The 19,258-nt window shown below is 64.3% G+C and carries 15 protein-coding genes; 9 read left to right on the forward strand and 6 right to left on the reverse strand.

Features of this window, described 5'->3' with window-relative positions:
• Nucleotides 1-229 precede the first annotated feature (229 nt).
• From BGC09_RS03490 to BGC09_RS03500, 3 genes are read right to left on the reverse strand one after another with little or no spacing between them, the layout of a single operon-like run.
• On the reverse strand, nucleotides 230-1,234 hold the full coding sequence (locus tag BGC09_RS03490; protein ID WP_218103949.1) for a carboxylesterase family protein: 1,005 nt from the start codon (nucleotides 1,232-1,234) through the stop codon (nucleotides 230-232).
• On the reverse strand, nucleotides 1,155-2,639 hold the full coding sequence (locus tag BGC09_RS03495; RefSeq protein WP_069802155.1) for an acyltransferase: 1,485 nt from the start codon (nucleotides 2,637-2,639) through the stop codon (nucleotides 1,155-1,157). Before BGC09_RS03495 ends, BGC09_RS03490 begins: the two co-directional genes overlap by 80 nt.
• On the reverse strand, nucleotides 2,636-4,258 hold the full coding sequence (locus tag BGC09_RS03500) for an AMP-binding protein (protein WP_069802156.1): 1,623 nt from the start codon (nucleotides 4,256-4,258) through the stop codon (nucleotides 2,636-2,638). The genes BGC09_RS03495 and BGC09_RS03500 overlap by 4 nt, the downstream gene beginning before the upstream one ends.
• Nucleotides 4,259-4,808: 550 nt before the next feature.
• Here BGC09_RS03500 and BGC09_RS03505 point away from each other — a divergent pair.
• A complete protein-coding gene (locus BGC09_RS03505; RefSeq protein ID WP_069802157.1) occupies nucleotides 4,809-5,516 on the forward strand; it encodes a response regulator transcription factor in 708 nt (235 codons plus the stop codon).
• Nucleotides 5,517-5,519: 3 nt separating this feature from the next.
• A complete protein-coding gene (locus tag BGC09_RS03510; RefSeq protein WP_069802159.1) occupies nucleotides 5,520-7,112 on the forward strand; it encodes a sensor histidine kinase in 1,593 nt (530 codons plus the stop codon).
• Between the two features lie 142 nt (nucleotides 7,113-7,254).
• Here the strand turns inward: BGC09_RS03510 and BGC09_RS03515 are convergent, their stop codons facing one another.
• Together BGC09_RS03515 and BGC09_RS03520 are read right to left on the reverse strand one after the other, a co-directional pair.
• Nucleotides 7,255-8,199 carry a PLP-dependent cysteine synthase family protein gene (locus BGC09_RS03515; protein WP_069802161.1) on the reverse strand — a complete coding sequence of 315 codons (945 nt, stop codon included), beginning with the start codon at nucleotides 8,197-8,199 and terminating at the stop codon, nucleotides 7,255-7,257.
• Between the two features lie 41 nt (nucleotides 8,200-8,240).
• On the reverse strand, nucleotides 8,241-9,704 hold the full coding sequence (locus BGC09_RS03520) for a pyridoxal phosphate-dependent decarboxylase family protein (RefSeq protein WP_176728829.1): 1,464 nt from the start codon (nucleotides 9,702-9,704) through the stop codon (nucleotides 8,241-8,243).
• A 455-nt stretch (nucleotides 9,705-10,159) separates the two neighbouring features.
• On the opposite strand from BGC09_RS03520, the gene leuC reads away from it, so the two are divergent.
• The 7 genes from leuC (at nucleotide 10,160) to BGC09_RS03555 (ending at nucleotide 18,241) form a co-directional block, all read left to right on the forward strand.
• Nucleotides 10,160-11,569, forward strand: a complete 1,410-nt coding sequence (gene leuC, locus BGC09_RS03525; protein ID WP_069802163.1) for a 3-isopropylmalate dehydratase large subunit — start codon at nucleotides 10,160-10,162, stop codon at nucleotides 11,567-11,569.
• Between the two features lie 88 nt (nucleotides 11,570-11,657).
• Entirely contained in the window at nucleotides 11,658-12,278 is a 621-nt protein-coding gene (leuD, locus tag BGC09_RS03530; RefSeq protein WP_069802165.1) for a 3-isopropylmalate dehydratase small subunit, read from the forward strand.
• Nucleotides 12,279-12,529: 251 nt separating this feature from the next.
• Nucleotides 12,530-13,627, forward strand: coding sequence for a pyruvate dehydrogenase (acetyl-transferring) E1 component subunit alpha (gene pdhA / locus BGC09_RS03535; RefSeq protein WP_069802167.1), 1,098 nt, complete (start codon nucleotides 12,530-12,532; stop codon nucleotides 13,625-13,627).
• A 47-nt stretch (nucleotides 13,628-13,674) separates the two neighbouring features.
• Nucleotides 13,675-14,640, forward strand: a complete 966-nt coding sequence (locus tag BGC09_RS03540; protein ID WP_069802309.1) for an alpha-ketoacid dehydrogenase subunit beta — start codon at nucleotides 13,675-13,677, stop codon at nucleotides 14,638-14,640.
• Between the two features lie 241 nt (nucleotides 14,641-14,881).
• Nucleotides 14,882-16,219 (forward strand): dihydrolipoamide acetyltransferase family protein, encoded by a 1,338-nt coding sequence (locus tag BGC09_RS03545; protein WP_069802169.1) that lies wholly within the window; start codon nucleotides 14,882-14,884, stop codon nucleotides 16,217-16,219.
• A 114-nt stretch (nucleotides 16,220-16,333) separates the two neighbouring features.
• A complete protein-coding gene (locus BGC09_RS03550) occupies nucleotides 16,334-16,675 on the forward strand; it encodes a hypothetical protein (protein ID WP_069802171.1) in 342 nt (113 codons plus the stop codon).
• A gap of 189 nt (nucleotides 16,676-16,864) precedes the next feature.
• Nucleotides 16,865-18,241, forward strand: a complete 1,377-nt coding sequence (locus tag BGC09_RS03555; protein WP_069802173.1) for a dihydrolipoyl dehydrogenase family protein — start codon at nucleotides 16,865-16,867, stop codon at nucleotides 18,239-18,241.
• Between the two features lie 163 nt (nucleotides 18,242-18,404).
• On the opposite strand, the gene BGC09_RS03560 is transcribed toward BGC09_RS03555, so the two are convergent.
• Nucleotides 18,405-18,947: a hypothetical protein gene (locus tag BGC09_RS03560; protein WP_069802174.1), complete on the reverse strand. Its 543-nt coding sequence runs from the start codon at nucleotides 18,945-18,947 to the stop codon at nucleotides 18,405-18,407.
• Nucleotides 18,948-19,258: the final 311 nt, after the last annotated feature.

A 19,258-nucleotide genomic window follows, 5' to 3' on the forward strand; every position in this document is an offset into this window, starting at 1 on the left:
AGCGAGTGAACGCATGAGAAGCAAGACGGGAGACGCTCGCTCGCGCCACCTGTGTCCGCTCTCGCCCCTGCTCCTTCGTTCCTCTTCAGCTTCAGCTATCTCTCGGTCTCCCTATCATCTGTAAACATTATATGTCTCTCGCTGAAGGGGACGCAAGGACCGTTCCAGCCGGCAGGCATCGAGCAGGATCAGGTGGAGGCGTCTCAGCCATCCCTGGCCCGCTCGCAGCTCAGCGGTGCTGTGAGAAGAGCCAGGGGAAGAAGTCGCTGACGCGCAAGGGGCTATTCTCCAGCGAGTAGACGTAGCCCCAGACGCCATGCCCGGCGCCGGCGAACTCGGTATAGCGTGGCTGGCCTCCGGCAGCGCGCAGGGCCGCAATCATGTCGCGCGAGCCGCTGACGGGCACTACTGGATCGGCGGAGCCGTGGAAGGCCCAGATCGGCAGACTCTTGATGCGCGCAGCCAGCGAGGGGTCGCCAGCGCCGGCGATGGGGGCCGCGGCGGCGAAGAGATCCGGCCAGCGCTCAATGGCGTCCCAGGTCCCGTAGCCACCGTTCGAAAGGCCCGTGACATAGAGGCGCGTGCGGTCAATGTTGTTGGCATAGGCGTGCAGCACTCGGTCGAGCAGGGCCTTCGTCAGCTGGAGCGGGATGCTTGGCTGAGCTGGCTGGTGATAGGAGCCGCCGTGAATGGGGACGTTGACCCATTGCTGCCCCTGTTTCATCTGCGGGACCAGCACGAAGCAGGGCCAGCGTTGCTGGATGTGCGGGTTGGCCGGTCCCTGATAGTCGCTGCTCCAGACACGCACGTATGACTGATTGAGCAGGAGCTGCTCATTCTGGGCGGCGGTATAATTGGGCCGGCTGCGCTCTCCTCCTCCGTGGAGGAGCAGCACCAGCGGGTAGCGCTGCTGAGGATTGAGCGGCTGGGGGACATACAGATAGTAGACCAGGCTGTTGCCCCCCTGCGAGAAGAGGTGCGCAGTGAAGCCCAGGTAGTTGAGGCCGGGCAGGGCCGGCGCGAGCAGGGAAGCGCTTGCCGTAGGAGCCGGTGTCAGGCGCCGGCTCGTCAGCGGCTCCTGCTGCTCGTTGCGGTGAGGCTGAAGCGCCAGCGGCGAGGCCACGCTCCGGCGCAGGCCGAGGGAGCCGCGCAGACTATAGAGCGTGGCGCCCATCAGACAGGCCAGGACCAGCACTATCAGGACAATGGTTCTTATGTTGTGCTTGTTGCTCATAGCGAGCCAGTGCTCCAGACCGGAGATCTTGAGGCGCGGAGGCGCCAGCGGCATCTGCGGGGCCGGTCTGCGAGACTGCCGGCACAAGGGCGATCGTCGCTGCTGTTGGTGTTGGTGTTGGAGCGGGCTGCCTTCTGCCAGCGTCGGGCAGGGCCTCGGCTTGGCCCCCTTGCCTCTGACTCTGGTGGCTGCCAGTGCTGCGAGGCCGCGGTCCTGCGCGCCCTACCAGGCGGCTCAGCCAGGGTGTATACATCAGCGCGCTGCTGATCGCCAGTGAGAGTATGGCTACGGCAGACCAGAGCAGGACGACGCGCAGGGCGACGGGCCAGCTTCCTGGCAGGAGTGAGAGCAGGCTGCCACGCAGTTGGTTGAGGATCAAGACATGGATCAGGTAGACGCCAAAGGAGGCATCCGAGCAGAGTGCCCAGAAGCGCACGCTCAGACGCTTGCTCACCTCCCGACCCGGGAGATCCGCAAAACCAATCGCCCAGCGACTGCAGAGCCAGAGAGCCAGGCCGATAACCGCTACGCTATAGAATACCATACTCGGCTGCAGGACAGAAGTGGCGTAGCCCATTGGCTCGCGATAAACGCTGATCTGCTCGGCAAAATGAACCCAGAGCGCCAGTAAAGTCAGCACAAAGAGAATGATAATCAGACGAGCGTGACGCAGCACGAAGGCGCGCACCCGTTCGAAGTAGAGAGCTGCCAGCCCGCCTAGCACAAAGTAAAACTGGTACATCAGAACGAAGCGGTCTTGATAGACAGCCACTGTGTGCCAGAAGGGATCGCTGCTACGCTGTACCGTATGGTAGTCGACGTAGAAGAGCAGGACCTGCAGCGCGAAGCTGCCGAACAAGAGCAGCCAGGGATGGCGCTGCCAGCGCTTGAGCAGGCCCATGAAGAGCGGGAAGATCAGGTAGAACTGGATGGTGAGCAGAATGTAGTAGAGCTGATAGGAGGCGTTGCCGGTGGCCACATCGAAGAGGGCCGTCTTGAAAAAGGTGCTCCAGGAGCTGGGATGCGTGTTAACGACAACATAGACCAGGCTCCAGAAGACGTAAGGGAAGATGACGCCCAGGCTGCGCTTTCTCCAGAATTGCCCAAGCGGGAAGCGGCGCCCGTTGTAGACATAGACGAGGGCGAAGGCCGTGACGAACATGAAGATCTCGCGCGTGAAGTGGAAGGCCACGAGAAAGGCGTTCTGGATGGCATAGCCTGGCCCGTTCCCATTGAGGAAGGCGGTGGCCGCCAGGACATGCACCGCGATAACGCTGAGGGCCGTGCAGGCGCGCAAGGGATCTAGCTCGTAGACATGCGGTCGCTTCCCGCTGCCGGCTCTGGGGCCGGGGCTGTCGCTAGCACGACGAACGCTGCTGCTGAGGCTGGTACTGGTCTGGCTCAAGGTTGACGACTGGCCTCCTCCCTGGCAATCTGCTGGAGCTCGCCACGCGCTTGCTCGCGCGTGCGTAGCAGGCGGCGGTCGATCTTGCCGGTGGCGTTGCGTGGCAGTTCGGGCAGGATCAGGAAATCGACGGGGACGCGCGGCGGGCTGAGGCGCTGGCGGGCGTAGCGGCGCAACTCCTCGACGCTGAGCTGGCGGCCCTCCTGCAGGCTCAGGTAGGCGACCACGACCTCACCATAGAGCGGATCAGGGCGTCCAACGACGGCAACCTCGCGCACTGCCTGGTGTTCCTGGAGGGTCTCTTCGATCTCGCGGGGGGCGATGTTCTCGCCGCCGCGGTTGATAACTTCGCGCAGCCGTCCCTTGATGAAGAGATAGCCGTCCTCGTCGAAGTAGCCCAGGTCGCCGGTGCGGAACCAGCCCTGCTGGAAGGAGGAGGCGCCGGCGCCGTCCTCGTAGGCGCTGATGACGTTGGGGCCGGCGATGCAGATCTCACCCACTGCGCCCGGTGGCAGGTCATAGAGTACGGACTCGTCCAGGCCCTGAGCCACGGCCTGATCCCGCGGCAGACAGATGCGCATGGCGACGCCAGTTGGATGGCCCACCGAGCCGGGCTTGTGAGGGGCCGGCGGCAGGGGATTAGCCGCGACCTGGCTGCCGGCCTCTGACAGCCCGTAGGTCTCAATCAGCGGGATGCCAAAGCGCTCTTCAAAGGCGCGCAGGTTGGCCGGCGGCAGCGGGGCCGAAGCGCTGCGCGCGAAGCGCAGCCGACCCGGCAGAAAAGCGGGCTGCTCCTCGTTTTCGAGCAGCAGGGCCACGATGGTGGGCACAACGCTGATCCAGGTAGCTTCGTAGCGCTCCACCCACGACCAGAAGCGGCGGCGGCTGAAGCGCGGGGCCACGATGAGTGTGGCCCCGGCCAGCAGCGAGGCGCAGAGACTGACAACGGGCGCATTAATGTGGAAGAACGGCAGGGTGGTCAGACCGCGGTCGACGCTGGTCAGGGCGTGGCTGCGGCGCACCTGCTCGGCAGTCCAGGCGATCTGGCGCTCGCTGAGGGCCAGCCACTTCGGCTCGCCCGTACTGCCAGAGGTGCTGAGATAGACTCGCCCCTCGCGGACACTCAGGGCCTGCTCCGGCTCCGGGGCATGGCTCACATGCTCAGCAAGCTGTGAGGCTGTGAAAAGACGCTGCCCAGGCGACAAGAGCTGTGCGCTCCAGGCGCTTTCTCCCTCGTCGGCAGCGCAGAGAATGCTCGGGCGCTGCCGTTCGAGCAAACGGCGGGCCTCGTCGGCGCTGGCCGCTGGCGGCACAGGAATCAGATCGTAGCCGCTGCTGAGGGCTGTCAGCCAGACCAGGCCGGTGAGCAGGCCGCCCGGCAGGGCGAGCATGATGCGCTGAGGCGGTGGACCAAAGAGTCGCTGCAGAAGGGCCAGGCCCGCCAGCGCCTGCCTGTAGCTCAGCTCGTTTCCACTCTCGGCCTCAACGAGCAGAGCCTTGCCCGGCGTCCGCCGGGCTCCGCGCTGCAAGCTGGCAAACAGACGACCGGGTGGGAGCGCAGCCCGCGACGGGAGCACTCGCCCGGCATTGCTCGTTGAAGGCAGGCTAATAGTAGTCATACGTGTATCCTATCCATTCTTCAGAGATTGTCTCTGCTTTCCTTTTCTATCAGCAAACAGCCGATAAATGAGGTCGGCCTGCGTCAGTATGGTAGGGCAGCCGGATTGGCACGAGAATGAGCACAGCTTTCGATAAGGCAAGCATTGCTCTGGTGAAACTGCCATCCATCTTGCCACCTGGGGCTGAAAAAAGGCCGCAGCGAGCCTGAAAATTCGCTGAAATGGCGCCTCCAGCGGCTCTGCTGGCGCGCTGACCGCGGGCGCTGGCCGTGAGAAAAAAGGGCTGAGCACTCGCCGCAGGGGGCAAAAAGTGGGGAGGGGTCGGTCATTCAGCAAATTTTCAGCCGGGCTTGCTATATACCATGCAGGCATTGTTCACTATCCCCAGGGGGCCAGTCGACCGCCTGACAGCTTCACCTTTTTGGCCCCGCTGAGCGTATAGAAAGAGAGAAGCCGCAGCATCCAGCAGTAGTAGTAGCAGTAGTAGTAGCAGCAGAGAGCAGGTCTGCATTTGCGTTTGTACCGATACGATAGGGCACAGGATTTCAGTATGCTAGCGAGTAACAAGGAGCATAACGGAAGCAAGAACAAGCAGCCATCCGTATTAATTGTCGATGACGAGCCGCAGATCATTGATTTTCTACAGATGGGTTTTGTCTATGAAGGCTTTCAGGTGCTGGTGGCCACCAGCGGGCCGGAGGCGGTGCGCATGGCCACGCAGCATCAGCCGGACATCATCATTCTTGACATCATGCTGCCCGGCTGCGATGGCCTGGAAGTCACGCGCCAGCTGCGGCGCAGCCATGACATCCCAATCATCATGCTCACGGCCCGCGACGAGGTTGACGACCGCGTGGCCGGCCTGGACTGCGGCGCCGACGACTACCTGACCAAGCCCTTCGCCTTTCGCGAGCTGATGGCGCGCACGCGGGCCGTGCTGCGCCGTCATGGCAACAACGTCGCCGACATACTCTCGTTCCAGGACATCACCCTTGATCGTGGGACTCATACCGTCACCCTGCGCGGCGAGCCAATCGACCTGACGCCGCGCGAGTTCAGCCTGCTAGAGCTGTTCCTGATGCATCCGCGTCAGGTCCTCTCGCGCGACACCATTCTCTCGCGCGTCTGGGGCTATGACTACGTCGGCGACGACAACATTGTCGAGGTCTACGTCCGCCATCTGCGCGAGAAGCTGCACGACAATCCGCCACGCTTGCTGCAAACGGTGCGGGGTATTGGCTATACCCTGCGAGGCTAAAGCATGAAGAAGCGCGCCAATCTTCTGCAGCGACTCTTACGCCACGTGCCGATTCGCTGGCGCCTGGTGCTGGTCTCCCTTGGCCTCTTGACCCTCCTGCTCGGCTCGCTCGGAGTGGTCATCTCGCTGATTGCGGAGCAAGACCTGCTCTCCAATCAGGTTGATGTGCTCTGCAACGAGGCTCAGGTGGCCATCAAGGGCATCATGAAAGGCAACCAGGATCATCCGTTCCGTCTCTCGTACACCTTTCTGCCGCCGGAGAAGCCGTCGGCGGACTTTCTCTATACCGCCTCGACCCTGGCCTTCCGCCTGGTGAGTCCCAGCACCAACGCCGCCATTCTGGCCAGCGACGGCACGGTCCTGGTGCCGGGCAGCACTTCCCCCTTTGCCTTGCAGCCCATCAGTGTGCCGCCCTCCCAGGTGCGATTAGCGCTGCTGCGCAGCGACCAGCATCCGCCCTATCTGGTGCTCAAGGGCGCCAATGGGCAGCCGCAGCTGGTGGTCTTCCTGCCGCTGGTCGATACTTTTCGTGACCATACACTGGGCATTCTGCAGATCAGCACCTCGACGACGCCGATCGATGACTTTTTGACGACGCTGCATCTGACGCTCTTTATGGGCGTGGTGGTGCTGCTGGGCCTGGCCACGGCCCTGATCTATCCGCTGGTGAGCGTGGCCCTGCATCCGCTGGTCGAGATCGAGCGCACCAGCCAGCGCATTGCCCGGGGCGATCTGTCGATGCGCATTGATCCGCCGCCGACGGATGACGAGATCGGGCGCCTGGCCCACTCCTTCAATCAAATGGTGGCGCGGCTGGAGGAGGCTTTCCAGCGTCAGAAGCGCTTCGTTTCGGATGTCTCTCACGAGCTGCGCACGCCGCTGACAGCCCTCAGCGGGAGTCTGGAGATGTTGCTGCTGGGGGCAGATCGTGGCGATCTGGAGGCGGCGCGGCGCCTGGCGCGCGGCATGTATGCCGAGGTCCAGCGTCTGCAGCGCATGGTCGAGGATTTGCTGGTGCTGACGCGGCTTGATGCGGGTCGCCTGGAGATGCGGCGCGAATTGATCCGGGCTGAGGATATGCTGGCGACCGTCTGTGAGCAGGCGGAGCATCTGGCGCGCGGCCAGATCTTGCGTTGGAGCGTGGCCCCGGGGACGCCGGCCCTGGTGGGCGATAAGGATCGCCTGCGTCAGGCCCTGCTCAATATTGTCGATAATGCCTTGAAATATACGCCTGCTGAGGGGACAGTCGAGCTGCAGGCCAGTCCCGCCAGCGGGGGTCTGGTCCTGCTGAGCGTGCGCGATACGGGCGAAGGGATTCCTCCCGAGGCCCTGCCGCATGTCTTTGAACGCTTCTTCCGCGCCGACCCGGCCCGCAGTCGAACGGGCCGCCGGCCTGGTGGCAGTGGTCTGGGACTGGCCATCACGCGCGAGCTGGTGGAGGCCCAGGGCGGCAAGATTCGCCTGGATAGTCGGCTGGGTGAGGGCACGACGGTCACCATTCTCTTCCCCGCCGCCGTCGATGGACGCTCCGCGCCTCGCGGCGAGGATGCGGCGCGCAGTCGCAGCCTGTCCCAGCCGGGTAGTCGGCCCTCGTGAGAGGAAGGCAGCGAGGGGAGCCAGCGAGCCTGCCCGCTGGAACACGGCGGAACAGGCAACAGGAGGCGGGCGAGGGAAGAGAAGAGGGAGGAGGAGGAGGAGGAGGAGGGGGAGGGGGACGCCAGCGGAGGGGCGTCCCACCTCAGCAGAGCGAAGGTTGCAGGGAGATGGTAGTATGCTCGCTCTGACCGGCGGGCTGCACGAGCCAGCGTGGCTCGCTCAGGTACTTCCAGCCGCCGTCGGCCAGGATGATCACAATCTTACCTTCTTCCATGTGCTCAGCCACGCGCAGAGCCACGTCCAGCACGGCCCCGCTCGACGGGCCGGCAAAGATCCCTTCTTGCTCCTTGAGCTGTCGCGTGCGCTCCCAGGCTTGTTGACTGGAGACCAGCAGGCGCTCATCGATGACGCCTAGATCCAGCACCGGGGGAACGAAGCCATCGGCCAGGTTGCGCAGACCCTGGATGCTGTCACCCTGGACCGGCTCGGCCCCGATGATGCGGATGGTCGGGTTGTGTTCTTTGAGGCGGCGCCCGATGCCGGTCAGGGTGCCGCCGGAGCCGAGGCCAGCCACCACCACGCTGACATCGGGCAGATCGCGCAGCAGCTCCACCCCGGTGGTCTCATAATGGGCGGCGGGATTGGCCTCGTTCCCGTATTGGAAGAGCATCACGTAGCGCGGATCATCTCGCGCGATCTCCTGAGCCAGGCGGATGGCGCCGTTGCTGCCCGCCGCGCCCGGCGAAGTAATCACTGTGGCCCCGTAGAGCTCCAGCATGCGCCGCTTATCCTGTGTCCCCTTCTCCGAGACCACCGCTGTGAAGCGGTAGCCTTTCATCGTGGCGATCAAGGCCAGAGCCACGCCTGTGTTGCCGCTGGTCGGCTCCAGCAAGATCGAGTCCGGCTTGAGCAGGCCACGGGCCTCGGCATCCTCGATCATCTTGAGGGCGATGCGATCCTTGATGCTCCCCGAAGGATTGGAGCCTTCCATCTTGGCGAAGATGCGCACACGCGGGCGTGGGCTAAAGCTCTTCAGTTCAATCAGGGGGGTGTTGCCTACTGTTTCCAATATGCTGCCGTAATACATGAGAAAAGACGTTCCCTCCTTTCAGGGGCGCCCGGCTCGGCTCAGAGATCGCAGAGCGCCCTGCCGACGGTCAGGACCTCATCGACCATGACCTGGATATCGTTGGCGGTCGTGGCGTAGTGCACCAGGCAGGCGCGCAGCAGCTCCTGACCGCGCAGGCGGGTGCTGGTCAGAAAGACCCGTCCGCGGCGCTGGATCTCACGCGCCAGTTGCCGATTGAGGCGGTTGAGCAGCGTCGGCTCATCGCGCAGGGCGGGCGGAGCGTAGCGGAAGCGCACGATGCTCAGGGGACCACCCGAGATCAGTTCCAGCTCAGACTGGGCCACGACCTCGCGCGCCAGCAGACGGGCCAGGCTGATATTGTTGCTGATGGCGCGGGCCAGGCCGGCGCGGCCCGCCGTGCGTACAGTAGCCCAGGCGTCGAGCGCGCGGAAGCGGCGCGTGCGCTGTAAGGTATATTCAGACATCCAGGTGGCATCGTCCTCGTCGTCGCTCTGAGTGAGGCGGAAAGCGTCATGCAGAGCGGAGCCGTGGCGCACAAGGGCGCAGCCGCAGTCGATGGGGACCGAGAGCCACTTATGCTGGTCGGTGGCCAGCGAGTCGACCTGATCGATGCCGCGATAGAGCGGGGCGACTCGCTCGTCGAGGATGCCGAAGGCGCCGTAGGCTCCGTCGACGTGCAACCAGAGGCCCTCGGCGTGGCATAGCTCAGCCAGCTCCTGGAGCGGGTCAATGGCCCCGGTCTCGACGGTGCCGGCGGTGGCCGCCACGCAGAACGGGCGCAGCCCGGCGGCGCGGTCCTCGTGGATGCGGCGCTCCAGGGCCGCCAGGTCCATGCGATAGTCTGGGGTGGAGGGCACGATATGGATCGCCGCGCTACCCAGGCCCATCGCTTCGACCGAGCGGCGAATGCTGAAGTGACCCTGATCGGACTGGTAGAGCACAAGTGGTGGATGGTGGCCCTGCAGACCCTCGCGGCGTACGTTCCAGCCGTCTTGTTCGGCGGCCCAGTAGCGGGCGGCCTGCAGACAGGTAAAGTTGGCCTCGGAGCCGCCACTGACAAAGACGCCGGCGCTGCCTTCGGTCGGGAGGCCGGCCAGTTCCATCATCCAGTGGACAGCGCAGCGCTCCAGTTCCTGGCCAGCGTGATCGCCGATGCCGCAGTTGGGATTCATTGCCGCCGCCAGCGGCTTGAGCAGAATGCTGGCGTGCGAAGGGGCCGAATTGATCCAGCCGGCGAAGCGCGGATGGCCATTACCCTGGGGATAGGGCAGAATCAGCTCGCGCAGCAGCGTCAGCGTCTCTTCAAAAGGCTGCCCCTCTTCGGGGAGCGCTTGCCCGCTGATCTGCTGACGTATCTCTACAGGCAGAGGCTGCCAGACGGGACGCTCCTCAATGCCGCTCAGATAGCGCTCCAGCTCGTCGAGAACCAGGTCGCCGTAGCGGCGCAGGCGCTCCGGCTCGAAGGCGAGGCCTGTACCAGTGATAAAGCCTGTTACGGTCATACTGATGGTCTCTGACTCCTTTCCTTTCCCTCCAAGCATGCCACCGCTGTCTGAAATTTGGGCGCAGGCTTGCTAAAAATTCGCTGAATCCGGCGGCTCTGCAGCGGGACTTTACAGAATTGTTACAATTTTTTTGCCTATGCTTGATCAAGGAAGGGTCGTCTGAGCGCCTGGCAGAGCTGCTACTGACTGGGAGCGCTCTGGACGGGAGAGGAGCCGCGTGCTATTGTGGATAACTCACCATCTGGGGTAAAATAGAGGAACAGATAGAGGGCGGAAACACCATTGCCTGCTGCTTTCCCAACGTTTTTCTTTTATCCTGCTTTTCCTGCATAGCGAGCAGATGCTATGCGTTCAGGCAGGCCAGCCACGCAGGCAAGCCGGCATTGGGGCAGGCTTGTTGCGCGAGCAGAGCGGCCCGCAGCCAGACTCAGACAGGAACTGGAGAGAGAAGTATGCCAAAGTCCATGTTTGAGAAGATCTGGGAAGCGCATGTTGTGCGAGACGTTCCCGGAGAGTCGACTATTCTCTATATCGACCGTCACCTGGTGCATGAGGCGACCTCGCCGCAGGCTTTCGCTGGCCTCAGAGCGGCGGGACGCAAGGTCAGGCGTCCTGATGCCACGATTGCGGTGCTTGACCACAACGTGCCGACCCTCCAGGTGCGCGGCAGGCGGGTGCTGGAGCTTGTGGATCAGGCGAGTGCGCTCTGCATCACGACGATGGAGCAGCACGCCCGCGAGTTCGGCATTACCCTCTTCGATATGAACGATGAGCGTCAGGGGATCGTGCACATTATCGGCCCCGAGCAGGGTCTGACGCTTCCCGGCATGACCATCGTCTGTGGCGATTCGCATACCTCGACGCATGGGGCAGTAGGCGCGCTGGCCTTTGGCATCGGCACCAGCGAGATCGAGCATGTGCTGGCGACGCAGTGCCTGTTGCAGAAGAAGCCACGCTCGATGAATATCCGCATCGAGGGAAGCCTCGGCCCGGGCATTACGGCCAAGGATATCGCGCTCTATATGATTGGGCGCCTGGGCACGGGCGTGGGTACGGGCCATGTGGTTGAGTTCAGCGGCTCGGCGGTGCGCAGTCTCTCGATGGAGGGCCGCATGACGCTCTGTAACATGGCCATCGAGGCGGGCGCGCGCGCTGGCATGGTGGCCCCCGACGAGACGACCTTTGCGTATCTGAAAGGCCGCCCCTTCGCTCCCAAAGGCGCCCTCTTCGAGAAGGCAGTCGAGGCCTGGAAGCAGCTGCCGAGCGATCCCGGTGCCCACTTCGATACGGTGCACGAGATCAATATCGACGGGCTGGCCCCGCAAGTGACCTGGGGTACCAATCCGGGGATGGTGGCCGATGTGACCGGTCGTGTGCCCGATCCCGCCGACGAGTCTGATCCACAGAAGCGCCGTGCCTATGAGCGCGCGCTGGAGTATATGGGCCTGGAGCCGGGCCAGAAGATTACCGATATCCGCGTCGATACGGTCTTTATTGGCTCCTGCACGAATTCACGCCTCGAAGACCTGCGCCTGGCAGCGCAGATGGTCAAGGGCCGCCATGTGGCGCCAGGTGTGCGGGCCCTGGTGGTGCCCGGTTCGATGCAGGTGCGGCGCATGGCTGAGGAGGAGGGCCTGGCCGATATTTTCCGCGAGGCCGGTTTCGAGTGGCGCGCCTCCGGCTGTAGCATGTGCATCGCCATGAATGGCGACCGCTTGAGCGAGGGCGAGCGCTGTGCCTCCACAAGCAACCGCAATTTCGAGGGCCGGCAGGGCAAGGGTGGACGTACCCATCTGGTGAGTCCTCCAATGGCCGCCGCCGCTGCAATCGCGGGCCACTTTGTCGATATCCGCGATTTCTAGGACGCAACGGCTCTGGATCTGACCAGCAGAGCGGACAGAGAGAGCGAGCGCAAAGAGAGAGCTTTGCAGAAGGAGGCAGAGCGAGACAATGGAACCCTTTACCCGCCTGAAGGGGCTGGTCGCCCCGCTGAATCGGACTAACGTCAATACGGATGAGATTACGCCGGCACGCTTCTTGAAGACGATTAGCCGCACCGGCTTCGCCCAGGCCCTGTTTGCTAACTGGCGCTACCTGGGCGACGATCAGACGCCCAACCCCGATTTTGTCCTCAATCAGCCCCGCTATCAGGGGGCGACGATCTTGCTGGCCGGCGATAATTTCGGCTGCGGCTCTTCGCGCGAACATGCCCCCTGGGCGATCCGCGAGTACGGTTTCCGCTGCGTGATCGCTCCCAGCTTCGCCGATATCTTCTACAATAACTGCTTCAACAATGGTATTCTGCCGGTGACACTCCCCGAGCCAACGGTGCTGGAGCTGTTCAAGGAGGTCGAGGCGACCGAAGGCTATACCCTGGAGGTCGATCTGGAGACCCAGACGGTGACGACGCCCGAGGGGCGCGTCTTCCAGTTCCCGATCGATGCTTTCCGCAAGCAGGCTATGCTGCAGGGCCTCGACAATATCGGCTGGACGCTCTCGCATCTCGATGAGATCCGCGCCTTTGAGGAGCGTCGGCAGCAAGAAGCTCCCTGGGTCTTCAGCCTCAAGTGACAAGGGTGTCACTTTTCCGTTGTGGTCTCGGCTGCGCCGCCCTCCGTCCCGCCTTCCGCTGCCGGGCTGTCTGTGGCCGTTCGATTGGCCAGGCAAGGCCAGTCAGGAGGGTGTGACGGAGCAGAGCGGCGCGGCTGCGAGCAAGGACGTTAGCAGACCGGTCACTCCGTCGCGGATGTGTGTGCGGCCAGCGAGCGCCAGGCTGCGGCCCGCCTCCGCGCGGAGCGAATATAGAAGAAAAGGAGCGCAAAGTGGCGATTCACCAGATTGATCCCGGTCTGGTCCCTTTTCAGATTCTTGATCCCGAGGGGAATCTGGTGGGAGAGATGCCTGCTCTCTCGCCGGAGCGCCTGCTCTATTTCTACCGGATGATGCGCCTGGCGCGGGCTTTCTCGGACCGCATTATTGCCATGCAGCGCCAGGGACGGGCCACGACCTTCGGCTCCCTCACCGGTCAGGAAGCGGCCACCGTGGGGCTGGCCGCGCCCTTGCAGCCCCAGGACTGGCTGGCAACCTCTTATCGTGAGATTGCCTCGTTGATCGTCAAGGGTGTCCCCCTCAGTACCCTCGTCTATTCCTTCCGGGGCTATACTCCTCCCAATTGGCCCGCTGAGACGCGTTGTCTCCCCTATCAGATTGTGATTGGAACGCAGATCCCCCATGCGGTGGGCCTGGCGATGGCGGCCAGAATCGCCGGCGATCCGGTGGTGGCGGTCGGCGTCTGCGGCGACGGGGCGACCTCCGAGGGCGACTTTAACGAGGCGCTCAACTTTGCCGGGGTCTTCCGTGCCCCGGTGGTGATCATTGTGCAAAACAATGGCTGGGCTATCAGCGTGCCGCGCCATCGTCAGTCGGCGGCGCCAACGCTGGCGGCCCGCGGCGTCGGCTTCGGCCTGCCCTCGGCTCTGGTCGATGGCAACGATATTCTGGCGGTCTATGAGACGGTGCGTCAGGCCGTGGAGCGGGCGCGCGCCGGCGATGGGCCAACCTTGATCGAGCTGCTGACCTACCGTCTCGGCTCGCATACGACCGCCGACGATGCCAGCCGCTACCGCGATCCCGCCGAGGTCGAGGCCTGGCGCGCCAAAGATCCCATTGCCCGCCTGCAGAAGTTTCTGCGGCGCCGCGATCTGCTCAGCGAGGAGCAGGATGAGGAGATTGGGGCCTCCGTGCTGGCGGAGATCGATGCGGCGGTGCGTGAGGCTGAGGCCATGCCGCCGATGGCTCCCGATAGCTTCTTTGACTATGTCAGCGCGACGCTGCCGCCGCGCCTGCAGGAGCAGCGCGCCGAGCTGCTGCGCTTTGTGGCGCCGTCTCCATCCCAGCAGCAGCCGGGCGAGCGGCAATGAGGAAGGAAGGAAGGGAGGTGAGCGCAATGGCGTTGCGTCCCATGACAATGATTGAGGCGCTCAATAATGCGCTGGCTTTGGAGCTGGAGCGCGATGAGCGGGTGGTCTTGCTCGGACAGGATATCGGCCTCAATGGTGGGGTTTTCCGTGTGACCGATCAGTTGCAGCGCCGCTTTGGCGAGCGGCGCGTTTTCGATACGCCGCTGGCAGAATCGGCCATTATCGGTACCTCGGTCGGCATGGCGGTCTATGGGCTGCGCCCGATCGCGGAGATTCAGTTTGCCGGCTTTCTCTTCCTCGGCATGAGCCAGTTGGTGACGCAGGCGGCCCGCATGCGCTTCCGCAGCGGCGGGGCCTTTAGCTGCCCGCTGGTGGTCCGTTCGCCCTATGGCGGCGGGGTGCGCACGCCCGAGCTGCATTCCGATAGCCTGGAAGGAGTCTTTTTGCAGACGCCGGGCCTCAAGGTGGTCATTCCTTCCAATCCCTACGATGCCAAGGGCCTGCTGGCGGCGGCGGTGGCCGATCCCGATCCTGTCCTCTTTCTGGAGAATATTAAGCTCTATCGTTCCTTCCGTCAGGAGACGCCGGAGGAGTATTATACGGTGCCGCTGGGGAAGGCGAAGACGGTGCAGGCAGGCGACGATGTCAGTGTCTTCGCCTATGGGGCGATGGTGCCGGTGGCGCTGGAGGCGGCCCGGCAGGCGCAGCAGGAGCTGGGGATCAGTGTGGAGGTGATCGATCTGCGCACGGTCTGGCCGCTGGATGAGGAGGCTATTGTCTCTTCGGTGGAGAAGACGGGGCGCGCCGTGGTGGTGCATGAGGCGCCGCGCGCCGGCGGCATCGGGGCCGAGGTGACGGCGCTGATCAATGAGCGCTGCCTCTATTCGCTGCTGAAGCCGGTGGCGCGCGTGACGGGCTACGATACGCCCTATCCGGTGCCCGGGGTGGAGGACTATTATCTACCGACGCCGGCGAAGGTGCTGGCGGCCCTGCGCCAGGTGATGGAACCCTGAACCCCTGAACGGCGCTGGCTGCCTCGGCGCTCTCTCCGGGAATCAGGGTGAGGCCGACGCCAGAGAGCGAGCGCGGGGTGGCTGGCAAGATAGTCTGCAAAAGATCGCGTGCGAGATCAAAGAGGAAGACGCGGGCTGAACGGCGACGAAGGGGCGGGTAACGATGGTGTCCGCCCGGCGAGGACGGGGGCGTTGGCCTCTGCGTTCGGGCCTGGCCCGCGTTGGAAGAGGTTTGCTTGCTATGGTCGAGTTCAGATTGCCCGATCTGGGCGAGGGTATGGAGGAGGCGGAGATTCGCCGCTGGCTGGTGCGCGTTGGTGAGCGCGTGACGGCCTACCAGGCGATTGCGGAGGTGGAGACCGATAAGGCGGTGACAGAGATTACATCGCCGGTGACGGGCCGGGTGGCGGAGATTCGCGTCGGTGAGGGAACGCGAGCGCGCAAGGGCGAGGTCCTGGTGGTCTTTGAGGAGGAGGCCGCTGCGTCGGCGGGAGAGCGCGCGCAGTCGTCGCCGGTGACGGCTGCGACGGCTGTGACGACTGAGGCGACGGGAGCTTCGCGTGGATCGACGGCTCAGGCGGGGGCGGGCGTCGCTACGACGGTGGCCCCCGCGGCGGGAGCGGGAGCGGCGAGCGGGGGACGGCGCCGCGTGCTGGCGGCTCCGGCGGTGCGCAAGCTGGCCTTTGAGCTGGGGGTCGATCTGGAGCAGGTCCCGCCGTCGACACCCGAGGGGCGCGTGACGCTGGCCGATGTGCGGGCTTTCGCCGAGCGCCAGCGAACGGCGGCCACCGAGAGCAGGCCAGAACCAGCCCAACCGGTCGCGGTCGCTGCCACGGCCAATGGTGCGCAGCCGCAGCCCGGGGCGGCTCCCGCGCCAGAGGAGGAGCGCCAGGCCCTGACAGGGTTGCGCCGCCGGATTGCCGAGCGCATGGAACGCTCCTGGCGCAGCATTCCCCATGCCACGGCCTTCGACGAGGCCGATGGCGGCGCCCTGGTGGCCCTACGCGAGGCCCTCTTACCCGTGGCTGAGCGGCGTGGGCTGCGCCTCACCTATTTACCTCTCCTGGTCAAGCTACTCATCCCCATCCTCAAGGAATTCCCCATTTTCAATGCCAGTCTCGATGAGGAGCGGCGCGAGATTGTCTATAAGCGCGTCTACCACATTGGTATCGCTACCGCCTCGCCCGAGGGCTTGCTTGTGCCGGTGCTGCGCCATGCCGATCGGCTGAGCCTGGCGCAGATCGCCAGCGAGCTGGAGCGTCTGATCGAGGGCGGACGCCGGCGCTCGCTGGGCCTGCACGAGCTGACGGGCAGTACCTTCACGCTCAACAACGTGGGGAGCTTCGGCGGTAGCTCTGGCACCCCCATTATCAATTATCCCGAGGCGGCCATTCTGGCCGTGGGCCGGCTCCAGGAGAAGGCCGTGGTTCGCAACGGCTCCCTGGTGGCGCGTCCAGTCCTGCCGCTGGCGCTCTCCTTCGATCATCGGCTCATCGATGGGGCCCAGGCGGGTGCCTTTCTGGCGCGTTTCAAGGAGCTGGTCGAGAATCCGCAGCAATTGCTGCTTGATGTGGTGTAATCTCAACGATTGACTCAAGATCTGGTCAGGAGGGCCGGCCCGCGCGGCACGGACGGGGAAGGGGACTGTGCGGCCCGACCCTCCTGGGGCAAGCGTGTCGGAAGGAGGCCGACCGTGGCAACTGCCGAGGAGATCATTAAGGCTGTCGCCGTTCTGGTAAAACAAGAGGGCAAGGAGATTTTTAGCCGCGAGGATATTCGTCGCCAGCTCGGGGTTGATCGCCCGACCTGGGAGCGCAGCTATACCGGGATCTTTCAGATGATGCGCTCAGATGGGGTCTCGAAGATCAAGTATGGAACAGCGCGCCCGCGCCGGGTGGAGAATGCCAGCCATCCCTTGAAGGTGGGCCCTCGCTTCAAGGATGTCTTCCGCCGCGTCGAGCATGGGCGGCATACCCTAACCGAGTATGGCTGGCGCCTGGTCGATGAGGTACTGGCCGAAGAGCGCTCCGGCTGAGTTGCTGCAAGCGCCTGATTGGTCTGGTCGGCGTTGACCAGTGGGCGTGCGCTGCCTGGGAAAAACTGGCCGAGACAGGGAGGTCGGCGGCCCGTTGTTTCTCCTTCTCCAGAGCGGGCGCGTCTGGGAGCCGGGAGCGGCGAGAGCGCAGAGAGGCAAGAGTGCTGTAGCGAGAGGAGAACGGACGCTATGGTTGTGGGCGATGTGACCACCGCGGTCGATGTCTTGGTCCTCGGCGGGGGACCGGCTGGCTATGTGGCCGCTATTCGGGCCGCGCAGTTGGGGCGTCAGGTGACGCTGGTTGATCCGGTGCCGCCCGGGGGGACGTGCTTGCATCGGGGCTGCATCCCTCTGAAGGCGCTGCTGACCGCCAGCGAGCGCTATGCCGGGCTGCGGCGCGAGACGCTGGAGCCGCTGGGTATAACGCTAACGGGGGTTACTTTCGATTGGAGCCGCCTGCAAGCCTGGAAGTCCAGTATTGTGGCACGCCTGGCCGAGGGCGTGCGGCGCTTGCTGGCTGGCAATCGCGTGCAGTATGTGGCGGGCCGGGCCTGGTTTCTTGGTCCCGAGGAGGTGCGCGTCGAGAGCGAGCAGGGCGAGCGCTTCAAGTTTGAGCACTGCCTGATCGCTGTCGGGGCCGAGACCGTGCCGCCGCCGGGCCTGGACTACGATGGGCGGACGCTGCTGACGCCGGAGCAGGCTCTGAGCCTGCAGGAGCTGCCAGAGAGACTGGCAGTGGCCGGGGCCGATTATCTGGCGCTGGAGCTGGCGACGCTCTTTGCGCGTCTGGGGGTGCGCGTGCGGCTCTGTCTGCCGGGCGAGGAGCTGCTACCGGGCGTGGAGGCAGCGGCCTTGCGCCTGGTGCAGGCCGGACTGCGTCAGCTCGGGGTCCAGGTGAGCAGCAATCTGCCGCCTGAGCGCGTAGAGGAGCGTCCGCTGGTGGTCTGCGGCGAGCTGCGCCCGCGTACGGCGGGGCTGCAGTTGGAGGCGGCGGGCGTACAGACCGATGAGCGCGGGGCCGTTCGGGTCTCGCCGTCGATGCAGAGCAATATCGCGCGCGTCTATGCTGCCGGCGACTGCGCAGCGACGGGGGCGCCGCCGCTGGCGAGTGTGGCCATCAAGCAGGGCAAGGTGGCGGCTGAGGCCCTCTGCGGGCGTCGGGTGCAGTTTGCGCCGCTGGCGTTGCCGCGCGTGGTCCTGTCGTCGCCGGAACTGGCGACTGTGGGCTACTCGGCTCAAGAGGCCGAGCGCGCCGGCTACCGCGTGAAGACGGGGCGCTTCCCGTTGGGGGCCAACGGTCGCGCGCTGATGCTGGGCGGCGAGACGGGAACGGCTCTGGTGGTGGCCAACGCCGAGGATGAGAGCGTGCTGGGCATGACGGTCGTGGGACCGCGGGCCGGAGAGCTGATCGCTGTGGGCGTGCTGGCCATCGAGATGGGGGCGACGCTGACCGACCTGGCGGAGCTGCTCTATGCTCATCCTTCGCTAAGCGAGTGCTGGCTGGAGAGCGCCGAGGGGGCGCTCGGTCAGGCGATTCACGTGCTGGGACGGACGACGGGACGCTAAGGTGAGGTGGGCATGCTTGGTGGGCATGCTTGATCTGGACAGGGCTGGAGCTGGCTGAGATGGCCGCCGGGTCAGCCTGCTCTCAACCAGCCAGCCAATCAATCAGTCAGTCAGTCAGTCAGTCAGCTACCCTGCTCGTTTGCCTGCAGATGGCCGCCGGGCGCTAGTGCGGCGTGGCGGTGTTGGCATGCGCCGAGCCGAGATTGCCGCCGATGATGCCCCCGAGCAGGGCCAGCAGGAACGAGAGTAGATTGATGAAGATGAGGACGATGTAGAACTCCAGGAGTTGACTGCTGGGCATGGAGACGGAGACGCTGCTAGCGCTCTGGTCGATGAGCGGTGACCGGGTCGCGGGCAGCATGGAGACAATGGTGATGACCAGCCAGACGCCGGTGCCGACGGTGGTCAGCAGGGCGGCGATGCAGCCGGTCGTTCCCCCGACGGTGTAACCATCGTCGCGCACCCCGGTGCAGCGCGCGATGAGGCTCGCCAGCAGTAAGGCCAGGCTGCCGGGCAGCCCAAGCCAGAGGCCCAGCAGCATGAGCAGCCGTAGCTCCGGCGCCCACGCCAGCCCGAGCTGGTCGAAGAAGAGGGCAAAGAGTAGCAAAAACTGGCCCGCTGCGGTGATAGCCCCTCCCACCAGACCAATGGTTAACGGCAGGCGTTCACTCAGCGTCGGCTCACAGTGCAGCGATGTGTGTTGCATACATACTGCCCCCCGCCTGGGTTTGACTAAACCAGATTTATCTGTCTGCCTGTCTCTCCTGTGATATGGTACGTCTCGCAGGTAAGAGAGTTCTCGATGAGGATTCCCGAATGTACCGCTATTGTGGTCTGGACCTGGACCGTTCTTGTCTCTAAGGCGCGTCGCAGAAGTTGTATCCCTCTTCTATTTATGTATCCTTTTATGGAAATTTGCAAGACCTTAGACTAAAAGGGGGTGGAGAAGAAAGTATACCGCTTGCTTCTTTGCTGGCCTTGATGTCACTTGAGTGTGACAGGGTGTTTCTTTTCTTG

The organism is Thermogemmatispora onikobensis, assembly GCF_001748285.1.
In the GTDB taxonomy this organism is placed as follows: Bacteria; Chloroflexota; Ktedonobacteria; order Ktedonobacterales; family Ktedonobacteraceae; genus Thermogemmatispora; species Thermogemmatispora onikobensis.

Excerpts from the sequence above, each read along its gene's own strand:
- BGC09_RS03545 (WP_069802169.1), top strand. The coding sequence starts at position 14,882 with ATGGTCGAGTTCAGATTGCCCGATCTGGGCGAGGGTATGGAGGAGGCG.
- leuC (WP_069802163.1), top strand. The coding sequence starts at position 10,160 with ATGCCAAAGTCCATGTTTGAGAAGATCTGGGAAGCGCATGTTGTGCGA.
- BGC09_RS03500 (WP_069802156.1), bottom strand. The coding sequence starts at position 4,258 with ATGACTACTATTAGCCTGCCTTCAACGAGCAATGCCGGGCGAGTGCTC.
- BGC09_RS03520 (WP_176728829.1), bottom strand. The coding sequence starts at position 9,704 with ATGACCGTAACAGGCTTTATCACTGGTACAGGCCTCGCCTTCGAGCCG.
- leuD (WP_069802165.1), top strand. The coding sequence starts at position 11,658 with ATGGAACCCTTTACCCGCCTGAAGGGGCTGGTCGCCCCGCTGAATCGG.
- BGC09_RS03510 (WP_069802159.1), top strand. The coding sequence starts at position 5,520 with ATGAAGAAGCGCGCCAATCTTCTGCAGCGACTCTTACGCCACGTGCCG.
- BGC09_RS03515 (WP_069802161.1), bottom strand. The coding sequence starts at position 8,199 with ATGTATTACGGCAGCATATTGGAAACAGTAGGCAACACCCCCCTGATT.
- BGC09_RS03555 (WP_069802173.1), top strand. The coding sequence starts at position 16,865 with ATGGTTGTGGGCGATGTGACCACCGCGGTCGATGTCTTGGTCCTCGGC.
- BGC09_RS03505 (WP_069802157.1), top strand. The coding sequence starts at position 4,809 with ATGCTAGCGAGTAACAAGGAGCATAACGGAAGCAAGAACAAGCAGCCA.
- BGC09_RS03560 (WP_069802174.1), bottom strand. The coding sequence starts at position 18,947 with ATGCAACACACATCGCTGCACTGTGAGCCGACGCTGAGTGAACGCCTG.
- BGC09_RS03540 (WP_069802309.1), top strand. The coding sequence starts at position 13,675 with ATGATTGAGGCGCTCAATAATGCGCTGGCTTTGGAGCTGGAGCGCGAT.
- BGC09_RS03490 (WP_218103949.1), bottom strand. The coding sequence starts at position 1,234 with ATGAGCAACAAGCACAACATAAGAACCATTGTCCTGATAGTGCTGGTC.